General features: G+C 41.0%; 16 protein-coding genes. 1 reads left to right on the forward strand and 15 read right to left on the reverse strand.

Going from position 1 to position 21,366, the window contains the following annotated elements; genetic code table 11:
* Window positions 1-1,003: 1,003 nt before the first annotated feature.
* The 12 genes from BC751_RS15190 to BC751_RS15245 form a co-directional block, all read right to left on the reverse strand.
* A complete protein-coding gene (locus BC751_RS15190; RefSeq protein WP_130277604.1) occupies window positions 1,004-1,798 on the reverse strand; it encodes a cation diffusion facilitator family transporter in 795 nt (264 codons plus the stop codon).
* A 56-nt stretch (window positions 1,799-1,854) separates the two neighbouring features.
* Window positions 1,855-3,192, reverse strand: a complete 1,338-nt coding sequence (locus BC751_RS15195; protein ID WP_242617494.1) for a phenylacetate--CoA ligase family protein — start codon at window positions 3,190-3,192, stop codon at window positions 1,855-1,857.
* A 106-nt stretch (window positions 3,193-3,298) separates the two neighbouring features.
* On the reverse strand, window positions 3,299-4,489 hold the full coding sequence (locus BC751_RS15200) for an efflux RND transporter periplasmic adaptor subunit (RefSeq protein WP_130276392.1): 1,191 nt from the start codon (window positions 4,487-4,489) through the stop codon (window positions 3,299-3,301).
* Between the two features lie 11 nt (window positions 4,490-4,500).
* Complete coding sequence (locus tag BC751_RS15205; RefSeq protein ID WP_130276393.1) at window positions 4,501-8,850, reverse strand: CusA/CzcA family heavy metal efflux RND transporter; 4,350 nt, start codon at window positions 8,848-8,850, stop codon at window positions 4,501-4,503.
* Between the two features lie 200 nt (window positions 8,851-9,050).
* The gene (locus BC751_RS15210; RefSeq protein ID WP_130276394.1) at window positions 9,051-9,374 is read right to left on the reverse strand and encodes a hypothetical protein; all 324 of its coding nucleotides are present in this window, start codon (window positions 9,372-9,374) and stop codon (window positions 9,051-9,053) included.
* A gap of 45 nt (window positions 9,375-9,419) precedes the next feature.
* Complete coding sequence (locus BC751_RS15215; RefSeq protein ID WP_130276395.1) at window positions 9,420-9,830, reverse strand: Fur family transcriptional regulator; 411 nt, start codon at window positions 9,828-9,830, stop codon at window positions 9,420-9,422.
* The gene (locus BC751_RS15220; RefSeq protein WP_130276396.1) at window positions 9,827-11,926 is read right to left on the reverse strand and encodes a Piwi domain-containing protein; all 2,100 of its coding nucleotides are present in this window, start codon (window positions 11,924-11,926) and stop codon (window positions 9,827-9,829) included. The genes BC751_RS15215 and BC751_RS15220 overlap by 4 nt, the downstream gene beginning before the upstream one ends.
* A gap of 6 nt (window positions 11,927-11,932) precedes the next feature.
* Entirely contained in the window at window positions 11,933-12,976 is a 1,044-nt protein-coding gene (locus tag BC751_RS15225) for a virulence RhuM family protein (protein WP_130276397.1), read from the reverse strand.
* Window positions 12,976-16,314: a DEAD/DEAH box helicase family protein gene (locus tag BC751_RS15230; protein WP_130276398.1), complete on the reverse strand. Its 3,339-nt coding sequence runs from the start codon at window positions 16,312-16,314 to the stop codon at window positions 12,976-12,978. The genes BC751_RS15225 and BC751_RS15230 overlap by 1 nt, the downstream gene beginning before the upstream one ends.
* 13 nt (window positions 16,315-16,327) lie before the next feature.
* Window positions 16,328-17,278, reverse strand: a complete 951-nt coding sequence (locus BC751_RS15235; RefSeq protein ID WP_130276399.1) for an Abi family protein — start codon at window positions 17,276-17,278, stop codon at window positions 16,328-16,330.
* Window positions 17,275-17,544, reverse strand: a complete 270-nt coding sequence (locus BC751_RS15240; RefSeq protein WP_130276400.1) for a hypothetical protein — start codon at window positions 17,542-17,544, stop codon at window positions 17,275-17,277. The genes BC751_RS15235 and BC751_RS15240 overlap by 4 nt, the downstream gene beginning before the upstream one ends.
* Window positions 17,537-18,103: a restriction endonuclease subunit S gene (locus BC751_RS15245; protein WP_165389848.1), complete on the reverse strand. Its 567-nt coding sequence runs from the start codon at window positions 18,101-18,103 to the stop codon at window positions 17,537-17,539. The genes BC751_RS15240 and BC751_RS15245 overlap by 8 nt, the downstream gene beginning before the upstream one ends.
* Before the next feature lie 6 nt (window positions 18,104-18,109).
* Between BC751_RS15245 and BC751_RS21950 the strand changes: the two genes are divergently transcribed.
* A complete protein-coding gene (locus BC751_RS21950) occupies window positions 18,110-18,343 on the forward strand; it encodes a hypothetical protein (protein ID WP_165389849.1) in 234 nt (77 codons plus the stop codon).
* Here the strand turns inward: BC751_RS21950 and BC751_RS15250 are convergent.
* From BC751_RS15250 to BC751_RS15260, 3 genes are read right to left on the reverse strand one after another with little or no spacing between them, the layout of a single operon-like run.
* Window positions 18,314-18,826, reverse strand: coding sequence for a restriction endonuclease subunit S (locus BC751_RS15250; RefSeq protein WP_130276402.1), 513 nt, complete (start codon window positions 18,824-18,826; stop codon window positions 18,314-18,316). The two genes, BC751_RS21950 and BC751_RS15250, sit on opposite strands and share 30 nt — an antisense overlap.
* Window positions 18,823-20,979: an HsdM family class I SAM-dependent methyltransferase gene (locus BC751_RS15255; protein ID WP_130276403.1), complete on the reverse strand. Its 2,157-nt coding sequence runs from the start codon at window positions 20,977-20,979 to the stop codon at window positions 18,823-18,825. The genes BC751_RS15250 and BC751_RS15255 overlap by 4 nt, the downstream gene beginning before the upstream one ends.
* Complete coding sequence (locus BC751_RS15260) at window positions 20,969-21,259, reverse strand: helix-turn-helix domain-containing protein (protein ID WP_130276404.1); 291 nt, start codon at window positions 21,257-21,259, stop codon at window positions 20,969-20,971. The genes BC751_RS15255 and BC751_RS15260 overlap by 11 nt, the downstream gene beginning before the upstream one ends.
* Window positions 21,260-21,366 lie beyond the last annotated feature (107 nt).

Consider the following 21,366-nt stretch of genomic DNA (forward strand, 5'->3'; position numbering starts at 1 on the left):
TGGAGCAATAACTGACTGCAATAGCATGGGGAGTATTTGTAGATTTCAATTGCCATACAAATACATTGAAGGAGAATTGCAGGCAGATTGCGGAATGACTTTGCGTTAGCTCGTGTAGTGTAGTGAATGAGCTACTCTTGTGTGCGGTGCTGAAAGTGGCTGAATGAAAGGAATGAGGAACGAGTGACTGAAATGAAGCGACTGGAGGCACATGGCAGAAAGCAAAAAGCATGACAGCCCGATCAGCCCGCAGCGACCCGCAGGCGAGCAAAAACAATAAGCAGCGGCAGACCCCCAATAAAAAATATTGTGAGAGTAGCGAACACCTTAGAAGGGGTTTGGGGGGATGAAATAGCTGCGAGTGAGGATGGAGAGAGTGTGTGAAGCAAAACAAGTGAACGGCAGTGAGTGAGCACCTACTGGAGCGCAAACGAACTGGTAAGTGAACGGTATATGCAAGGGCGACCACCGATAAAAATCGGCATAAACTCCGGGAGTTTATTACACCCTTGCAGATATGTTTTTGCGGAACAAAACGGAACGACTGACGAACACCGCTTTACCTGCGTTGGGGTGTGCGCTGGGAAAAGCAAGTGTGGCACGGTATGGAATGCAGCGTAGCGGAATGGAATAACGGGCTACTCTTGCTGTGCGGTGCTGGAAGTGGGTGAATGAAGAGAGTGAGGCACGAACGAACGGAATGAACCTACTGGAAGCACATGGGTGCAGGGAGGGTTATGGAAAATCTAATACGCAAATTTCAAAATCCTGACTGCTCCTCGCATTACGAAGGCGAAAACAATACCACCAATGGCAAAAGGGTGGGGAGGTAAAATCAAATTAGACTTTAGCCCTGCTATTGCTCGGTATTTTTTTATTTTCAGAAAGGAAGGAAATTTTTTAATTCAATTTTTTGGGGTTGGAAATAAGCACACTCTTTATGCAGCTTTGGTTCGTGGGTAGAATTGAGTGGCTGCAAAATGGGTGTGCTTATGAGGGTTGGCTATTTAGCAAGTTGTAATATTCTGTATGCTCCCCTTGCTACAATGATAAATACAATTGCTCCTATGATTAAGTCAGGATAGGATGAATTGAGCCAATTCACTAAAAGTCCTGCTGTTATTACTCCTGTGTTAATGATTACATCATTTGAAGTGAAAATCATACTCGCTTGCATATGGGCTTCTTTACTTTTGTGCTTTTGCAAGAGGTAAAGACAAAATACGTTTGCAATTAATGCCAGAACAGAAACAACAATCATTGTTTTAAAATCGGGCATCGCTTCTATTCCGATAAAACGCCTGATGACTTCTACAAAGCCAATAATTGCTAAAATTATTTGAAAGTAACCTGCAAATTTGGCAATGTTATTTTTTAAGGCGATTGTTCCACCTACAGCGAATAAGGCTAATGCGTAAACAATGCTGTCGGCAAGCATATCTAAACTGTCTGCTATTAATCCCATTGAATTGGAAAAAATACCGAACAGCATTTCCAATCCAAAGAAAACGAAATTTATTATTAGGACTATCCAAAGTACTTTCCGTTGGCTTTTGTTGGTGTCTGCTTCAATAGTTGCATTGGTTTCTTCGGTTGAAATCAATGTGGTATTAAGATTTAGTGTTTCCAAAGCCGATAAAATCAGCTCTGGGTTTCCGCTATGATATACGTCTAATTTTCGGTTGGGAATATCAAATTCAAGAGTTTTTATCTGTTCAAAATTTTGAAGTTTCATTCTCACCATTTGCTCCTCACTTGGGCAGTCCATTTTTTGGATTTTGAATATTGTCCTTTGCATCATCCTAAAGTTTTAGCTTAATTCCTACGTTGATTTAAAAACTATCAAGCGGTGTTTTAAATGTTTTTTAATGGTATGACCTCCCTGTACTTGCCACCGGATGTCTGTTCAGGCAGTTCTTCAGCTTGTTCCAGGGTGATGTTATCAAGTCTATTCTCTTTTAGCGCACCAGTTAGCTCTGCGAGTACTTTTTGCCAAACCAGCTCAGGTTCTGCACCTGCCGAAAGCTTCAGACGTACACGGAGATTTGTCGGACTGGTCTGCACAAGCTGGAACAAATCAATTCCGGAAATATGTGCAGCTACAGCGCTGAATGCCAAAGGCGCAATAGTTACTTTTTCTCCATCCTTAGGAAAAGTAAGCACATCAGAAGAGCGGCCTTGTACACGAATAGCCGGAAGCGGGTTACCACACTTACAGGGTTCGGGCTTCTGCAAAACACTATCTCCAAGATCATAGCGAAGTATGGGCTGTATTTTATTAGCAAGATTGCTTATCAGTACCGTGTACGACTGTTTCCCAGGAGAAACGGGCTTGTAGTCTTTATCAACAGGTTCAACCACTACCCAATCACTGTCAACATGCAGCCAGCCATATCTGCATCTATAACTTAGAAAAGGGCACTCAGTAGCGGCATAGCTATCATATACTTTTGCTTTAAATGCTTCAGAAATACGCACGAACTCTCTTTCAGGAACGCCTTCTGCGGAAAGTACGATAAGTGCCGGATTAATATGCAAGCGTCCTGCTTCCTGTTCGCTGGCAAGAAGTGAACCCATACTTGCATAAGGAGCAAGAAGGATGGGTTGAAATTGATTTAGTTTTTCCACCATTTCATGCATAGGCATACTTACAGGTAAGACAAGGAATCTTTTGCTACGTTTCTTTTGTAAGCGCACAGCAGCTATTGCCGAAGCAAAATGGCCGCCCATAGCATTTACCATAGCTAAACGTCCTCGACCTTTGAGAATGCGAAGGAGGTCACTAAAACTCAGCCAGGAACTCAAAGTGCGAAATCCAAGAGCGCCCGCTACTTTGAAGCTTCTCTCATCAATCAGGAATATTCCCTTCTTTCCTGTAGTTCCGGAAGTAGTGGCCACCGTGTATTTGTCTAAGAAATACTCTCCGATGAACTCCGGCTTATCAACAAAAACCTGAACCTTTTCGAGGGTTACCTCTGTATCTGTAACAAAATCATTAAAATGCTCCATTAACTCCTTTTTATTTGTAACGGGTAACAGCTTCGTATCTTCAACATGCACTGGCAAGTGTTTGTATAATTCACGATAGTATGGTGAGTTAGCCCGTGCGTAATTCACCATTTCGGCAAAGCGATTTTTTTGTCTTTTTTCGATTGCATTTTTTCCTTGCTTTAAGGTTATAACTGTATCCACGAGCAGCCACAGAATATTGTCTTTTATTCCTGACAGGCCTTTGTGATCCCTTTTTTTTGATTTGCCATTACTTTACTCGTTTAATGTTGTACTACCTTTTAAGCTATCAGTCGTCATCTCCTGTTTCCCCCTTTTTCATTTCGGAAATCAGGTAGTAGGCATTGTTCATAGCAAACAATGCCCCGGCCGGAATTTCCTGAAGGAACTTCACTGCTATCCACCCATTGCTTGAGATGCCTGTTACTACTTCTATTGGGGTAAAAATCCAGCGCCCGCTTTCGCCTTCTGTTTTCCGTTCGGCCAGGAAAGCGAGGAATTGATCCCCTTCACGTATGATTGCACTTTCAGGCAGCGCATACGTTTCCGCGCTGTCGGTTAGTACCTGACCTTTGATATACATGCCAGGTATTAGATTGCCGCTCTTGTTTTCAATCTCTGCATGTACGCGTACCGCCTTGGGATCTTGCTCAAATTTTTTGCCTACGGAGTATATCTCAGCGTAAAGTTCTTTTCCTGGTAAAGTCTCTACAGTAAACCTTACCCGTTGACCTTCTTTTACCTTGTGCACATCTTTTTCAAAGATCATAAGTTCTGCAAGGATGTGGTCAATGTTTACAATTTCAAAAAGAACTTTTTCAGGCTGTACAAACTGACCTGTTCTAACTTCTACGCTTACTATTGAACCATCAATCGGGCTTATTACCGGCACCTGGTCATAAAAATTGCCTTCCTTGATCCGGACAGGGTTCATCCCGAACTGGCGCAATTGGGATTCCAGGCTTTTTACCATTCCCTGGGTGGAGCGATAGTCGGCTTGTGTTTGTTGAAAAGCTTTGCCTGAGCCCACTTCTTCTTCATAAAGCCTTTTCTGTCGCTGATAATCCTGCTCCAGGAACTGGAGGTTATTCCAGGTTTCCAAATAATCGCCTTGCAAGCGGGTGAGGTTTGGATGCGTGAGGTAAGCCAATACCTGCCCTTTCTTTACCTCATCTCCCTCGATCACTTTTATGGAAGAAACATTGGCCCCGATAATGGCCGTTACGGTAGCTTCATTTTGAGGCGGCACTTTCAGTTGGCCATTGGCCTGCACCATTGAGGAGAGATTTTTAAGTGGCAGTGTATCCACTTTCATATCCAGTGCTTCAAATTGCTCAGCGGACAGTTCTACAATTTCACTACCTTCTTCGTGTTCGTGATGGGCGGCTTCTTTTTCACCTGATTCTTCTTTTCCACCACAGGCCACGGTGAAAGCAACTGCAGCGAGGACTATTATAAATTGCGTTATATTAAATTTCATTTTTATGCTTTTTATTTGTTAGATGTATTGAGATAGTACTCCAATTGAAACTTTGATTCCAGGTATTGATTCAGGGCTTCCTGTGCCTTTACTTCTACCTGCACGGCTTCCTTCAGATTTTGAATAAAAGAGACATAATCAATCGCCCCTTCTTTGTAAGCCAGAACAGCTCCCTGCCTTTGCTCACGGGCCAGTGGCAAGGCTTCGTCTTCATAAAAACGCCAGGAGGCCAGCCATTTCCGATATTGCTGCAGCAGCGATTGGTATCCTGCCTGCAACTCAAACTGTGTCTGTCGGTATTCCTGCTCTGCGATCTGCTGTTGGATTTTAGCAGATTGTAGCCTGCCTTGTTGTGGTAAAAAGGACAAAGGAATGGAAACACCAATCCGGAACTGATAAAATCCTGATTGCCCTTCTATCTTCTGAGCTCCATACTGAGCGTTTAACTTTGGCAGGAGGTTTGCTATAGCGGCCTTTCTTTCTGCATCCGTCACCTTGATCTGTTGTAATGCTATTTGAAGAATGGGATGGGTACTTATCGAATCATTTAACAGGAGAGGCATAGTTAAAGACTCTTGTCCGGAAGAGGTAACAGTGTATAAGGTATCACTCACCAGCCAAAGGTTAAGCTTGCCCACAGCAGTGATATATTCATATTCCATCTGTTCTTTTTGCAGGGTTACCTGTTTCACCTGATTGCTTGCTGCCAAATAAGCGAGCCTGGAGGTTTCTTCCACTTCATAGCGGATCTGCGCTGCCTTTTGAAATTCCTGGTAAACCGAATCTAATTGATTATATAGTTCCAGGTTCTTTCTTGCAATGTAAGCTGCAGCGTAAGCTTGTTTTACCTGTTGCATTAGCTCAAGTTCACTGAGGTTCAAAGCTGCTTCCGCTAAAACCACTTTTTGCTTTTGAACCTTCAACTTGGGAGCTATACTAAAAATATCTATGTTCTGCTGCTGTATACCAATGGTGGTGTAAACGCCCCGGCCGCTTTTTTTTTCGATCTCTTCGCCTTCAGTAAATATCTGTGTGTTACCTAAATTCCAAGCTGTTTTTTTAAGGGTTTCTTGCTGTTCTATCTTCAATCTTGCGGACTTTATTTTTGGATAATTGGCTATGGCCTTATTTACCGCTTCTTCTATGGTAATAGCAGGCAGGCTATCTGCCTGCTGTGCTTTTAAAGGCACAGCGAACATGCTAAACCCACCGATCAACAATACAATAACCGCACTCTTGCCAATTGATGGCGTGAAAGACCGGGTTTCTGTCCACCGGTACAGAATTGGCAAAACAAAAAGTGTCAATAAGGTTGCGCTTATCATTCCCCCAATAACTACTGTGGCCAGTGGCCTTTGTACTTCAGCACCTGCAGAGGTGGAAATGGCCATTGGTAAAAAACCAAGTACATCTGTTAATGCAGTCAGCATAATAGGCCGAATCCTGCGCCTGGCCCCTTGTCTTATCCGCTCGCCCAAATCAGTTACCCCTTCTTCTTTAAGTTTGTTCCATCCACTGATCAATACCAATCCATTAAGAACAGCTACCCCAAAAAGGACGATAAACCCAATCCCTGCCGATATACTGAAAGGCATGTCCCTGAGCCAAAGTGAAAATACACCACCAATAGCTGCTAAGGGAATGGCGATGTAGATCATGGCCGTTTGCTTAAAAGAGCGCAATGCGAAAAAGATCAGGATGAAGATCAATGCCAAAGCAATAGGTACTACAACCTTTAAGCGGGCGGTTGCCCTTTCAAGGTTTTCGAAAGCCCCTCCATACCTGATGTAATATCCTGCAGGCAGCTCTAACTGATTGTTTAGCTTTTGCTGAATTTCCTGTACCAATGACTTTACGTCCCTGCCACGTACGTTTACTCCCACATAAATCCTCCTGTTCGTATTGTCCCGGCTGATCTGCATTGGACCGGGTTCATAGCTGATATTGGCTACTTCTCTTAAAGGTATCTGTGTGCCATTAGGTGTGTTAATGTATAAGTTCTTAAGATCATCTATATTGGTACGATGTGCCGAATCCAGGCGTACCACCAGATCAAAACGTTTTTCACCTTCAAAGATCACTCCGGCTTTGCCGCCCGCAAAAGCAGTTTGGATTAGGTTGTTGATATAACTTATATTCATTCCATATTGCGCAAGCTCGTCTCTTTCATACTTGATTGTTATCTGTGGGAGACCGGTTGTCGCCTCCACACGCATGTCCCCGATGCCCTGAGTTCCTTCTATTATTTCAGAAACTTCCTGTGCTTTTTCTGCCAGTATACTTATATCCTCCCCATACAATTTAATGGCTACATCTTCCCGGACGCCTTCGAGCAACTCATTAAAGCGCATTTCTATGGGCTGCGTAAATTCAAAATTTACACCAGGAATCAGGCTGACCTTTTCCTTCATTTTCTCAACAAGCTCCTCTTTTGAACTAGCAGAGACCCATTCATCTTCAGGTTTGAGAATCACAAAAACATCTGCAAAGTCAAAAGGCATGGGATCGGTTGGGACTTCTGCAACTCCAATTCGGCTCACGATTTTTTCTACCTCCGGGAAATTGGATTTTACGATCCGCTCTATTTTGGTAGTAGTTTCGATAGTTTCTGAAAGGGAACTGCCGGGTTTAAGGATAGCATGAAAAGCAATATCCCCTTCATCGAGCTGTGGGATGAACTCACCACCCATTCGGGTAAAAGTGAAAATAGCCAGGGCAAAAAGGACTACCGAAGAGCCGATGATAATTGCGGTTCTTTTTAGGACACCACCCAGTGCTTTTTCATATTTATCTTCCAGCCAAATAACAATCTTATCGCCCCATGATTTTTTCTCTTTTTGGGGGACTCGAATAAAAAGACTGGAAATCATAGGCACATAAGTAAGGCAAAGGATCATGGCACCCATCATGGCAAACATGAATGTGAAAGCCATGGGTTTAAACATTTTACCTTCCACACCTTCTAGAAAGAGTATGGGTATGAAAACAATGAGAATGATGAGTTGGCCGAAGAAGGCAGCATTCATCATTTTGCTTGAAGCTGTGTAAGTAGTCTCGTCACGCTCTTTGGCGTTGATTTCCTTTCCCTTTCGCATCCGCTGATACAGGAAGAAAACCGTGCCCTCTACAATGATCACCGCTCCATCGACTATTATTCCAAAGTCAATTGCCCCAAGGCTCATCAGATTGGCCCATACGTCAAAAATATTCATAAGAATGAAGGCAAAGAGCAAGGACAATGGAATAGTTGAAGCCACAATCAATCCACCACGCCAGTTGCCAAGCAGGAAAACCAACACAAATATTACGATCAACGCTCCTTCAATAAGGTTAGTGGCCACTGTACCAGTTGTATCAGAAATTAACTCGCTTCTGTCAAGGATCGGTTCTATAACAACCCCTTCAGGTAATGACTGCTGAATTTGTGCCATTCGCTCCTTTACATTTTCAACCACTTCATTGGAATTTGCACCTTTGAGCATCATTACAAGACCTCCAACCACTTCTCCTTCTCCGTCCTGTGTTAGTGCACCATATCGAACCGCTGAACCATACTGGACTTTAGCCACATCTTTAATTTGAATGGGAATACCATCTACCGTCTTTACAACAATTTTTTCAATATCCGAGAGGCTTCGGGCTAATCCCTCTCCACGGATAAAATTGGCTTGGTGGTTTTTCTCTATATAGGCTCCGCCTGTATTCTCATTATTGAGCTCCAACGCTTCAAATATGTCTGTAATCGTTAAGCCAATGGCTTTAAGTTCATCGGGATTGACCGCCACTTCATATTGCTTTATAGTCCCTCCGATGGCATTAACCTCTATTACTCCCGGCACCATTGCCATCTGTCGTTGTACAATCCAATCTTGCATGGTGCGCAGATCACTAATGCTGTATTTGCCCTTAAAAGCGGAATCAACTTTTAAGGTATATTGATATACTTCTCCTAAACCGGTAGTAATAGGCCCCATAGAGGTTTTCCCGAATCCTTCGGGTATTTCTTCTTTTAATTCAGTGAGTTTTTCACTCACCAGCTGTCGCGGCAAATAGGTTCCCATGTCGTCTTCAAAGACAATGGTCACTACTGAAAGGCCGAACCTGGATATGGATCTAATTTCTATGACCCCAGGCAGATTAGATACAGCCACTTCTATCGGGTAAGTAACAAACTGTTCTATATCCTCGGTACCCAAATTGGGTGCTTGTGTGATAACCTGTACCTGGTTATTGGTAATGTCAGGCACAGCATCAAGCGGTACCTGGGTCATGCTCCATATTCCTCCAACAATGAGGGCAATGGTAAGCAAGCCTATAATTAGCTTATTCTTTATTGAGAATGATATTATCTGATTGATCATATTTTACTTTTTATCAGGCTTTTTGAATGAAAAAGCTCCAATGCTTTTAACATAGGTAAATGTTAGTTGAATGAATGACCTGACCTTCTGTGATATATAATAAGGTTTGAGATCAATGATTATTGATATTGTAGTTCGATAACCAATAGCTGTTAAACCATAGGGTTAATAGCCTATGGTTAAAGCATATCAATAACTTGTTAAGAAATTTTTGGAGGATGCCAGATAGAATGAATTAAGTCAAAAGAAGTGCCCTCGCTGTAAGTTTCTGGGAACTTTATATTATTAACTAGAACCGGATTGCTAACCATTCTGCTGCTGGTAATAGAAATCAGGTATCTATGGCCACATTGGCAACCGCAAAGGAGGGGGCAAGTTTCGTCCCCTTCAGTTTCAATATCTTCTTGATCTGAATTTATCTCAATATTAGTTGTCCAATTTGAAACATTACAATGAACACCTACTATGGGAGTAATTGATAAAATCAAGATAATTCCAACTAACATGCAGGTAAATAATTTCATCAGCCGCAAACTTACCTAAAAGGGAGTGCAATGCCATTGCAAAGTTTAGGCACATGCCGAACAAATGCCTTCAATCAGATAATTGGCAAAGTTTGCTTTAAAGCCATTCGGTAAAGTTGGAGTTGCAATAGGGGTATCCTTTAGGCAATATGTTTTTTCACATTTAGTACATAGGAAATGGATGTGGTTATCTTTTAAACTGCAAATACAATCATCATCACAAAGGGCATACTTGATTGCTCCGCTACCGTCATTGATTCTGTGTACCAAGTAGTTTTCTTGAAATGTTTTGAGCGTTCTGAATATGGTTGACTTATCAGCATTCTCGAAAAGTACTTCAATTTCATTCAAACTTAAAGCACGATTTTGCTCCATTAAGGTTTGTAAAACCAAAAGGCGCATGGCCGTTGGTTTAATGGATTTCTTTCTAAGTTTTTCTTCTAGTGAGGTGTTCATAAAAACCAAAGATTGTCTTTTCCGTAATCAGGAATCTCGTTGCCTTCAAAGTAGGGGAGCATTTCTGCCACCATTTCAGGGTACTTGATTGTTACGGGCAAATTTTGTTGTCTTACTGATTTCCAGTACATGCGACTGAATTGATACACTTGATCGATAAGCTCTTTGACTGTTTTGTAATCATCCACCAATTCAGGATTTGAGCAACTGATTTTCAGTTTGACAGGGAAAGAGTAACCGTCATGGGAATTAAATTCCGAATCAGGGTACCTGGTATTATTGAAAAGCAAAAATCGATTGTAGCTCAATTTGATGAACGTACCGCTTACAGGCATCAAATCTTTCCAACCCATATCGAAGGCAACAATATCGGAGGATTCTGTTTTGTTGATTGCTACGATAAAGACGGGGATTTTCAGCTTTAAATCCTTCAATCCTTTTTCAATCGGCTCAACCTCATCTTTATTCATTTCCTTGTAGAAGTGGATGATTAAGCGACTGATTTCTGAATTTACGCTGACATAATCCTTAACTGCTCTGAGAATGGAACCTGCCAACTCTTTTGTTTGGTCTTTCTGAAAGCATTCAAAGCGGTTAAATTTTCCTGTATTGGAGAAACTGAAAGCACTGCCGATATATTGGATGTCAACTTCTGTGTGCTTGAATGCTCCGACTCCAACAATCAATTCATTCTTCAGCTTTGTGTCCAACCTCCACGGAGTGCCATTGAGCTTTGCGAGAATGGCAATTGCGATGTTTGGCAAGCTGAAATGATACTTGTCGTTGGTAAGCACTTTGTCAGGGTCTATTACCTGAGATGATACCCCTTTTTTGATTAATAATTCCTTGAGCTTGTAATAAACCAGTCTGCGAGACTTATCCGGAACACTCTTGGAAATAGGACTTATATAAATAGCCAAGTACTGAATATCGGAATCAAAGTCTCTGTTGGTGATTTCTTCATAGATTTCAGGCCATGGGTTTTCCCTATCCTTAAAAACAATTGCCTGTTCTTTGTCCGGGTGATAAGGTGTATGAATAAACCTTGAAAGCCCTTTGAAACCGCTAAGGTTGCCATTGAAATATTTATGAATAGTAGTTGCCACTGGTTTATCTTCTTCATGGATAATGAAGAAGAAATGAATTTTTGATGATGGGCTTAAATCAAAAGGACCGTAATCCCTGATGCCGTACATTGGTATTTTATGGGATTGTTGTCTACCAAAAAGTAATCGGTTGCTGTTTTTTTCTACTGATCCAATTCTTGCTTTCTCAACAGGGATAAAGTCGTTTGAGGAGATTGGAATTATTGATTTGAACTCTTGGGTGTTAAGATGCCTGGCGTAAAATTTATCAATTGCCGCTTTGAACTTCTTATACTTGTTGGATTTGTCTGGTGCTCCGGTTTCCTGATGAAGCGCATCACGGATTTCAAAATTCCAGACAGGATAAACCTTTTCGTATTCTCTTTTACCCGCATCCGGTAGTTCATCAAATCTAAAAAGCCCTTTTTCATAAACGACCCAATTAAAAGCTTTGACTGGTACTTCTTCAAACAGTTCCGAAACAGGAATTCTAAATATTTTTGATTTGCCTTCAAATGTTACCAAGAGTTCAAGACTACTTGACACCGTTTTGAATTGTACTTTTAATGAAAAGCGGTCAAAGGTCTTATAAATCCCTTCAGCATCCTGAGCGTTGCTTTGCAGCCACACTTCGGTATCACTGACAAAGTTTGGTTTAACCAAACAGCCCTTGCCTTTGAAATTGTTATGAATAAGTGAATTGTAGTAACGCTTTAGAATAGATGAAGAAAACGCTGAATTAGCAACCGGAACAGATTTTTCCTCACCTTCATCATTGATTATGGTTTGAAATGTTAGTGAGGTTGGTTTGCTTACCGGCAGGAAGTCTGGTATTTCCTGTTCAAACGAAGTGTAATAGTGTTCCTGTTCTCCATACTTTTCAATTACTTCCGTGGGAACCAGTGTATGATAAACCCGTGTGAGACCGTCTTGCTCTTTATCGGTGAAATAAAAAGTAAGTTCATCCTGTGGATGATTGAAAGTTAGTATGTTGAAACAGTGTTTTGGCATATTATTTCATTGTTTATCTTTTCCCTTTTTAGTGATTCGCTTTACTTCCTTATCAAAGTCGGATTCAAAATTCTTGTCCTGAACTAACCTGAATTTGTTATATTCCTTTTCAGCTAATTGCTTGGCAATGGTAGCTGAAATTTTACCTGCGTCTTTCAATATATTGTACTCATTAAACTGAAGGAATGCATCTAAACGAGCTACCCAATCTGTCATTTTCATGGGGACTTGCCTTTCAGCTTGTAGCTCAGCAAAGTCCAGGTACATGGTTACAATACGGTTTAAGTCCCGGATCTCCTTTTCATTCAGGTAGTTTTTGGCTACCGATACATCTGTTTTCAGGATTTTACCTTGAGGCGCATTTTTCCATGTAGTTAAACCCATATAAGGTTTTGCTGCATTGGCTCTTTCCTTGATAATTTCGGCTGCTGTATGGCCAGTAATAGCCCAATGGAGTTTGTTTTGTACAGTTTTGTAAAAAGTCTGTGTTATCTCAGCTTTGGGATCATAGTCTATGCTACATTGAGCATATATGTCAGTTATTTTCTGGTAGAACCTTCTTTCGCTGGCTCGTATCTCTCTGATACGTTCCAGTAATTCATCAAAGTAGTCTTTGCCAAAGAGTGCAGAACCTTGCTTTAGGCGTTGGTCGTCCATTGCAAAGCCTTTGATTATGTATTCCCGCAATACTTTAGTAGCCCAGATACGGAATTGCGTACCTCGTTGCGATTTGACCCGATAGCCAACTGAAATAATGACGTCCAGATTGTAATACTTAACCGTATTTTCCTGAGTTTTACCCTCTATGGCTCCATGAGGACTGGTAGTTCGGAAATCCCGAACAACCACTTTTTCATCCAATTCACCTTCTTCAAATACATTTTTGATATGCTCTGATATGGTGGATTTTGCTTTTTCAAACAACTCCTGCATACCTTTTTGGGTGAGCCATACGGTTTCATCATGTAGCAATACATCTACCTTTATATCTCCACTTTGGGAGACATAGAGCAAAAATTCACTTTGATTTGGTGTAAGACTGTTTTCCATTAATGCTTATTTTTTTCATAATCTGATTCCGGTTCTGCTGCCATTCCCAAGATTGGGTCGGTGGTCGAAGGCTTATACAGCGTTCGCTCGAAATCATCACATATTTGATTCATGTTGTCTTTCGTTTCACGAATGAAGAAATCGCCCAGGTCTTTGTTCTTAATGGTGAACTTGCGGTACAGTTTTGTGAAGTCTGAATAGATTTCATCCTGCGAAAAGGCAGAGCCATCATCATTGATTTTGGCAATTAAACGCTGACCTGTTTCATCCTGCTTAATAAACTCAAACAGGGAGGTTATTTTCTTCTCAAAGTCTGCGATTAGTTCGGCAATGGCTTCTTCTTCCTGATTGCGTTTTTCAATGACTTTAAGAATGTTGTATTTGTACTTGTTGGGCTGACCCGGATTAGTAGGGCTTGGATTCTTGGGCTTGTTGCCTTTATCCTTTGGCTCTTTGGGTGCAACGATACCAATGCGGTTATCGAAATAGATTTCAACATCATCAATAATCTCATCCTGCTTGTTGATTTGATTATAAAGCATGTTGTATTTACGCCAAAAGTCCAGCAATAACTTCTCGCTATACTTAGGGTCTAAGTCGATGACAAACTCAATGAGATTGAGGATTTTGAAATAACCCAATACCTTTTCTTTGAGCTTTTTGGATTCGTCTTTTTGATTACGGATGTATTCGTCCAGTGCATCTTCAAGAGCTACAATAATCGAAACATCAGGGTTTGTGGTGTGGTATTCTTTGAACTTTGGAAAATGAGTTTTAAATACGGAATGCGTATTCAATTCCTTGTACAAGTCTGCCAACTTTTCTTCATCACCCAAGGGGTCAAAATCAGATACCACTACATTGCTGAAATGCTCAAAGGCTGCTTTGATGTTCTTTACATTGACATTCTTGTAAGAGAAATCAATGATCTTACAGTCGTTCTTATACTTGGTGGTTCTGTTTACCCTTGATATGGTTTGAATAGCATTGATGCCCCTGATTTCCTTATCTAAAAAGAGGGTATGCAATTTGGGTTCGTCAAACCCTGTTTGCAGCTTATCCACCACGATAATCAACCCATTCTTTTTGATTGCGAAGTTTTGAAGGACTTTTTCTTCACTCAAACCACCATTCAAGCCGCTTGCGCTTCTGTGTTCCTGACTGTCTGAATAAACAATGTAGATTGGAGCTTCCTCAAAGCGTTCGTATTTCTTCTCCTTTACAATTTCAGCAAAGTACTTTTCAATAAAGCCTTTGTACTTAATTGCTGCAGGAATGGAAGAAACAGCAAGCATTGCTTTGGCTGTACCTCTGATGTTGTGATATACAGAGCTTACCAATCGTTCTACAATGAACTTGGATATGGCTTCAATACGCTGTGTATTGAGGTAAATTTTCTTTTTACGTATAGCATATTTCTTTCCATATTCATCTATGCCCGTATCTGTATCATCCGGTATTTCCTCAAAACCGTAACCCAAATCCCCTTCAAAGCCTTCTAATTCATTGTCTGGTATCTCGAAATACATCTTTGCCGAAACAGGCACAATCCCTTTTATAGGGTTCAGGATATAGCCGTCTTCAATAGCTTCCCGCATGGTGTAACTATCGAATGGAATCCAGATTTTTTCTGCTTCCGCATATTTATTGAACTCTCCGAATCGGGCTAAAGTGTGGTCACTTGGAGTTGCTGTAAATCCAACGATGAGGTTCTTTTTGGTTTGCTGTCGTTGATATTCCTTACTTTGATCGAAGCTGCTTTGTAGCTCGTCAAATATGCTTATCATTTCTTCATGTTGCACACCACTGTTGCTTCTGTGGATTTCATCAATCAGAAATGCAATTCTCATTTTGGATAGCTTCTTTACTACTGAAGCATCCAGAATATTATCTACCGAGGTGAACTTTTGCAGGTTGACAACTACTATGCGTTTATCGCTGCTGAGGGCAGTGATGAAACTTTTCTTGTCGGTGGCTTCAATGAACATTCCCTTTTGAATATTCATGTTGTGCAGTTTGGAATCCAACTGGTCACGAAGCTGCAACCTGTCCACTACCAACATCACTTTGTCATAGACATACCCACCCTCTTTGCGAAGGTCTTTGAGTTGGAGTGCTGTCCAGCCAATGATGTTACTTTTCCCGAATCCTGCTGCGTACTGCATCAGGAGGGAATACACGGTTTTATTGTTTTGGTATTTCTGGCGTTTGGCAACCAGTTCTTTTACCTGTCCTTCGCCTATGCCTTTGGCTCTTAATTCTGTTTCCAGTTTTTTGATGAAGTAGTCCGGTTCATCTTCATGCTCCAGAAACTCATTGATTTTGGCAAGGATTTTATCTGTACCGAATTTCTGCTTTGGTCTTGGACTTATCAGCCTACCATCATTGTGCTTGTACTCTTTGGTCTTGCTGCCTTCTTTCTTTATCAGTTCCCGTTCTATGAAGTTGTAGTAGAGGATTTCTTTCTCTACCATCTTCTTATCGTACAGGGCTTTGAAAACCTCTTCAAAGCGTTCTGTTTTAGAACCTTCACGGTTTTTGAGTGGGTAAGGCTTAAAATCCTTCAACACTTTCTTTTCGTACTGTTCAAAATCATAGCTGCCATTCAATACCGTGTTTTTGATTTCATCAAAGTGGTTTGAAATATTGCGGATGACATAGGTTTCGGCAATATCCGTGGAAGTGATATGAATGGCCTTTTCAAAGATTTTGAGAAAGTCTTTTCGGATGGTTTGAGACAGGTCGTTTTTATCGGCAATGGTGAGGTATTCCTGAACTGCACTGAGGTAGTCTTTCACTACTTTCATTCGTCCGTTCTTCATGGAAGTCTGGTTGTTCCAATTGCTTTTTAGTTCGCTATATCCTAAGAAGATGCCATTGAGGAAAAAGGACAAATCAGGACGGAAAGAGAAATACTGCTTGCCTTCATACTTGAAAGAATACGGAAGCTCCTGAACTACCGAAAAGATATTCTGCTCAAACAACTTGTCTTCCTCAAACTCGCTACCGCTTGGATAGAACAAATGCAGCTTGACACCCTCAAAGGTTACTGACTTGTTGGTATTGATGAAAACAGCCATGTTCATGGATGATTTTATCTTCTCGTCCAAGAACAGAGTAAAAGCGTTTAGTAGGTCTTTTTCACTAGGGAACTTCTTTAGTAATTTTTTGTAGTTGCTCTTATTCAGTTCGGTTTCCGAAATGAAATGCTTCAAATCCTCAATAATGAAGAATTGAGGTGAAACGGTGTTTGCCTTGGCTTCCTTGTAGCGAAGGCCATCAGGCCGCTCGCAAAGGAAGTTAATGAGGTATTTATCTTGTAAGTCTAACTCTTTCATTCAAATCAATGTTTTATTGCCACAAGGCCTCTTGCGTCCAGTCCAGAAGTTTACCTTCTTTATCGGCTGGTATGCCGAGATATTTAATAGGAACGCTTGGGTACTTTTTGAATAATTCCTCCAGCTTTTCTTTCAGACTGTTTGGCGGGTTTACTCTTGCCAAAAAATACTTTAGTACACAGAGCAAATAAAAAGTTCGCTTGTTATTACGGGAGTAGCGCTCAGTGATCCAAGGCCCAACTGGCTTGAGCAGTTGGGCCGGTTCTACGGACAGGTCTTTGTTCCACAATCGGGAATGATGGGCACAAATATTTCGCACATAAGTAAGTGAGTGCAGCCAGGAGGTAAATACCGTTTCGTGCACATCAAATTGTGCGGCAATACGTTTTTTATCGTCTTTGTTACCTAACCCGCGATAAAGATTTGACAGTTCGCCTATGGTGAGTAACTCAAAACACATCCACGAAGGCGGATTAGACGGACTGTGATAATTGTCGATATAATGTTTAATGAAAACCTCTGGTCTCCGGGCTGTTTTAGCTCTTGAAATAATAGCCTGAAAGTCTGAATAGGGGTCAATTTGATAGCCTACCTTATTATAGAATGGTTTCACGAACAATTTTTGGTTGTCCTGCCAGTGGCTATCATTGTAATGCATTGCCATGCAATAGATAAACTGTGTTCGGATAGCTACCTCAATCCGTTCGATGCAGTCAAATACCAATAAGCGGAGTTCTCTATCGAAAGAATAGGTATTTACGATTTGGTCAAAGGTAGTGCCGTCATCAAAACGGTCTTTTATCGCTTGATAGGGTAAAAAATAAGCGCTTAAACGATAGTAGCTGATTTGTGCTAAGTAATGAAGTGCCGAAGCATCATCCGTTACGGTGAGATTTCGGTCTTTCAGTTGCTGCAACTGAGCAGCAAAAGACAGGGGCTTTTTATCATAAGTTCTCTTTTTCATAGACCCCATAAAAAAGAAAAACCCCCCAAGTGTGCTACCGAAGTAAGCCTGGGAGGTGTATTATCGTTAACAGAAAATGTTTTCTTATCGAAAGACCCGCAAGCTGTTCTTATGGGAAGCAATGCAGGTACCGTTGATGCAAATGTACCACTTTTTACTAGATTGGCAATAGCTAATGGTAAAAAATATGCTACCCTCACTAAAGTCAATAAGCTAAAGCGTTTGTAATCAATCTGTTTTAAGTGGTTTTTGAATGTTTTACTCATGGCTTACCTTGATTTTGCCCGTTACCACATCATTGATGAGCGTTTTGCGAAGCTCCTTGAGGGTGGTTATCTGGGTTTGAATGTTTGTAATAATTTTTTCAATCAACCCAACTTTGTTCTCCAAAAACTCAGCGATCCTTATTTGCTCCTGCAATGGGGGAATTGGGCAAGGGTAGTTGCTCAATATTGTTGGGTTCAAATGAGGTATTCCCATTCCTGTAGGTATGCTTTTCAAAGTGTAGTCTAATGAATCTTTCAGAAAATAAAAGAATCTTGAATTGACAGATTTAGTGAAATTGATTTTGGCTATTGTGCTTGAAATAAATCCTTTTTTCGCCTTTAAAATCTCACCGACTGCCGCACCATCCCAAACTATTATTAAATCTTTCTCAGATGCTAACAAGGTCTTATCGAGACTATAAGCGTATGTATCAAACTTTACATTCTCATTCCTCAAATACTCCAAACTCAATAGCGGCAAAGCATTATCAAAAGGGAAATCCGATGTTTCGAGATTTTTCCCCTTGGTTGTAGAAGCAAAGCTTTTAAACCGCTTCACTTCCCAATGCTCCGGTATTTGTCCAATCCAATCAATACCACTGTCTTTGAGCTTTACATTCTTATCCAACCCCTTTGTAACCGTTTCATTAATCAGGCTTTTACGCAATTCCTGATAGTAGCCTATCTTCTTTTCCAGCAGGCTTACTTTCTTATCAATGGCTTGGGTTTTGGTGTCGAGGTATTCAGCTATGGCGGTTTGTTCTTCTACTTAAGGAATGGCAATAAAGATTTGCTTTAAATCATCAATATTGAATCTAAATACCTTCAGACCTGTGGCATACTTTTGTAATTCTGTTCTGAATCTCTTTGAATAATAATAGAGGTACTTTCCAAAGACGAGTTTGCGGTTTGGCTTGAATAATATTTGTTCTCCGCCTATCAACCCCAAATCTTCCCTATTGTAAAGGCAAGAATGTCCTAAGTCTTCAATAGTCTCTGAGGTTGAAATTAGAATAGTATCTCCGTGATTTACAACCTGATTTTTTTTGAAAAACTCACCATTTACATAGTACTGGAAAGCGTTGTTTACTTCATCAACTTGATAGGTTTTACCATATTGTAAGGCAACATACTCACCCTCCTCTAATAGTTCATCTTTCTTAAAGGCCGTATTGCCTCTGACCAGTGAACCAATCCAATCAATTCTGTGATTGTTCCAATGGTTTGGAACTTGACCCAACCAACCAATTTCAGAATCCTTATATGAGTTGTACTTCATCATAAAGCCAATTCCTTTTCTAAGTTGGTTAAATCGTTTTCCAGTGCTTCCAAATCGTTATTGATGGTCGAAACTTCCCGTAGCTTCTCGGGCGTGTAGAATACCTTATTGAAGTTGATTTCTACCCCAATCACATTGTCCACATATTCAAAAGGTTTGGTTACATACTTGGCCAGGAAATCGGCAATCCATTGCTGGTTTTCTGTTTCATCCGGTGAGTAGGGGATAATTTCGTAATCCTTTTGCAGGTCTTTGGTCAGCTCTACCGTAATGGCAATACAAGCTCCTTTGGTTTTGGTGGGTTTCTTGTAAGCTGCTTTGATGACAATTTTGCCACAACCCAATTCGGTTTGTTTGCCTCCTGTTTCCTCTATGATGGTTTCTTTGTCTTCATCATACCAGTAGGTTGCTTTTTTGGTCACTACTTTGAGTTGTTGCTCTTTGTAGTCCAGGGCTGCAATGTTGGGTTTTATCTCCTCATTGAATCTTGCTTCTAAGGACGCATACTTGGTTTTATCAAAGTCGGTAATTTCAAAATTGTCGATGGTGGTAGTACCTGCATCATCCTGTACGGTAATCTTTACCGGATTGAGTTTGATGGATTTTTCTTCTACCATTTTTGCCGAAGTATTATTTGATTTTAATTGGTCGGCAAGAACCTGTAATGCATCGTTTTCGCTCGGTAAAGATTTTTTGTTGCCGGTTTCACCCGCTCGGTTTTCCTTCATGGGCATTTCAAGAAACTTGCCGTTTACATCTACATTGGTAAGCATGATGCTTTGGCGGTTGTAATAGAAATGCCATTTGTCAAACACCTTGCAAAAGGCATTGTCCTGAAACTCGGTGAAGGCTTTTACAATCTCAGCTCTGTTATCAGGGTTCATCTGCTTGCGCTTCTTACCCTTACTTTTTTTGAGCGGTTCGTAAAGTTCACTCGCATTGATAAGGATTACTTTGTCTTTGCGGTCGGCTGGCTTGTTCTTGTTGAATACCCATAAGTAGGTGTAAATGCCCGTGTTGAAAAATTCATCCGTTGGCATTTGAATGATGGCTTCCACCCAATCATTGTCAAAGAAGTGTTTGCGGATGGTGCTTTCACCGCTTCCCGCATCACCACTAAACAACGTAGAGCCATTGTGAACAACTACTGAAAGGCCGTCATTGGCTAATTGATACAAAATGTGCTGCGTGAAAAGGAACTGTCCGTCTGAAATAGAAGGCAGGGCTACAAAACGTTCAGTAGTATCGTTTTGAATGTCTTTTTGGTAGCCTTTCCAGTCCACACCGTAAGGTGGGTTGGCTACCACTATATCAAAGCGTTTCTCGATGAAAGAAATATTGGTGAGGGTATTGCCGTATTTGATTTCAGAATCAGCCCTGAAACGGCTTTCAATCTTAGCCAAAGCGTAAAGGCTATCGCTCCAGTCTTCACCGAATGTTTTGGTAGGGCGTTTGAATTTCTCTTTGATTTTATCCTCTACGCCAAAAAGTAAGTTTCCACCTCCACAGGTAGGGTCATAGATGGTGAGAAACTTGCCATTGTCTTCAATCTTGGAGGCAATGAGTTCGGAAATCAACGAAATGATGTCGTCAGGTGTGTACTGTTCCCCTGCGGTTTCTGCTGAAATATCCGCCCACTTACGTTTGATGTGTTCTTCAAGGGTGGTGATTTCAGAGTTGTTGAATGGGGTAAGGTCAATTTCACTCCAGGCCTTTACTGTTTCAAAAAGAATGCGCTTCTTTTTGAGCTGCCCACTGATACCTGAGATGTCCAAGAACTTTTCTTCTTCTGTTCCCTTATCAACTCCCAATAAATACTTGGTTTCAGGGTCAAAAGATTTCAGGTAGGCATCAAAGTCTATATCAAAAGACTTGTCATTCTTGCAAATGTCTTTGAGCGTTTTGCCTTGGCGGATGAGGTAGTCATTATATCCTAACCCTTCCAGTTGGAACATCTCTACAAAATCGTCCATGTTATCTTTGCCGATTTCTTCTTCCAACCTATTAGCTTCCCTGATTAACCTGCTTTCCACCATAAGTAAGGCGAAATAAGGCATCATATATTTGGGAAAATCACTCTGCTTGATTCCTGCACCAATCAATAAATCGGCTGTGCGCCAAACATCTGATTCGTATTTGAGAATATTAATGCTCATTCTTTTTAAGTTCCTTTTTTACTATTTCTATAGCCTCATATGCCTGAGGTTCGTTTTTTATCAAATCCATTATTTGGTCAGCCAACCAAAGGGAAAACAGGGCTGGCTTATCAGCATGAAGTAACGCAGCCAACTGCTCTACCTGTTCGCGTTTCGCCTTCCGCTCCCCACGCTCAATCTTGCTAAACATGGGAGTGTCTATCTCAAGATCGGCTGCCAATTGTCGCTGCAAAAGCCCCTGGCTTTCTCGCAGTTCTCTAATCCTTTCACCAAATTGCATGACCTGTTAATTTATGACTTGTCAGATATTGGCAAATATAGGAAAAGAAAACGATAGTAAAAGCAAAATATAGTGGTAAACTGATTTCAGGAAGTTGAGGAAATGGA

Source organism: Cecembia calidifontis (assembly GCF_004216715.1).
Lineage (GTDB): Bacteria > Bacteroidota > Bacteroidia > Cytophagales > Cyclobacteriaceae > Cecembia_A > Cecembia_A calidifontis.

Coding starts and splice junctions, on each gene's coding strand:
- BC751_RS15235 (WP_130276399.1), bottom strand. CDS start 17,278: ATGAAAAAGAGAACTTATGATAAAAAGCCCCTGTCTTTTGCTGCTCAG.
- BC751_RS15240 (WP_130276400.1), bottom strand. CDS start 17,544: ATGAGTAAAACATTCAAAAACCACTTAAAACAGATTGATTACAAACGC.
- BC751_RS15200 (WP_130276392.1), bottom strand. CDS start 4,489: ATGAAATTTAATATAACGCAATTTATAATAGTCCTCGCTGCAGTTGCT.
- BC751_RS15205 (WP_130276393.1), bottom strand. CDS start 8,850: ATGATCAATCAGATAATATCATTCTCAATAAAGAATAAGCTAATTATA.
- BC751_RS21950 (WP_165389849.1), top strand. CDS start 18,110: ATGCTCCGGTATTTGTCCAATCCAATCAATACCACTGTCTTTGAGCTT.
- BC751_RS15225 (WP_130276397.1), bottom strand. CDS start 12,976: ATGGAAAACAGTCTTACACCAAATCAAAGTGAATTTTTGCTCTATGTC.
- BC751_RS15260 (WP_130276404.1), bottom strand. CDS start 21,259: ATGCAATTTGGTGAAAGGATTAGAGAACTGCGAGAAAGCCAGGGGCTT.
- BC751_RS15250 (WP_130276402.1), bottom strand. CDS start 18,826: ATGATGAAGTACAACTCATATAAGGATTCTGAAATTGGTTGGTTGGGT.
- BC751_RS15190 (WP_130277604.1), bottom strand. CDS start 1,798: ATGCAAAGGACAATATTCAAAATCCAAAAAATGGACTGCCCAAGTGAG.
- BC751_RS15220 (WP_130276396.1), bottom strand. CDS start 11,926: ATGCCAAAACACTGTTTCAACATACTAACTTTCAATCATCCACAGGAT.
- BC751_RS15215 (WP_130276395.1), bottom strand. CDS start 9,830: ATGAACACCTCACTAGAAGAAAAACTTAGAAAGAAATCCATTAAACCA.
- BC751_RS15210 (WP_130276394.1), bottom strand. CDS start 9,374: ATGAAATTATTTACCTGCATGTTAGTTGGAATTATCTTGATTTTATCA.
- BC751_RS15230 (WP_130276398.1), bottom strand. CDS start 16,314: ATGAAAGAGTTAGACTTACAAGATAAATACCTCATTAACTTCCTTTGC.
- BC751_RS15255 (WP_130276403.1), bottom strand. CDS start 20,979: ATGAGCATTAATATTCTCAAATACGAATCAGATGTTTGGCGCACAGCC.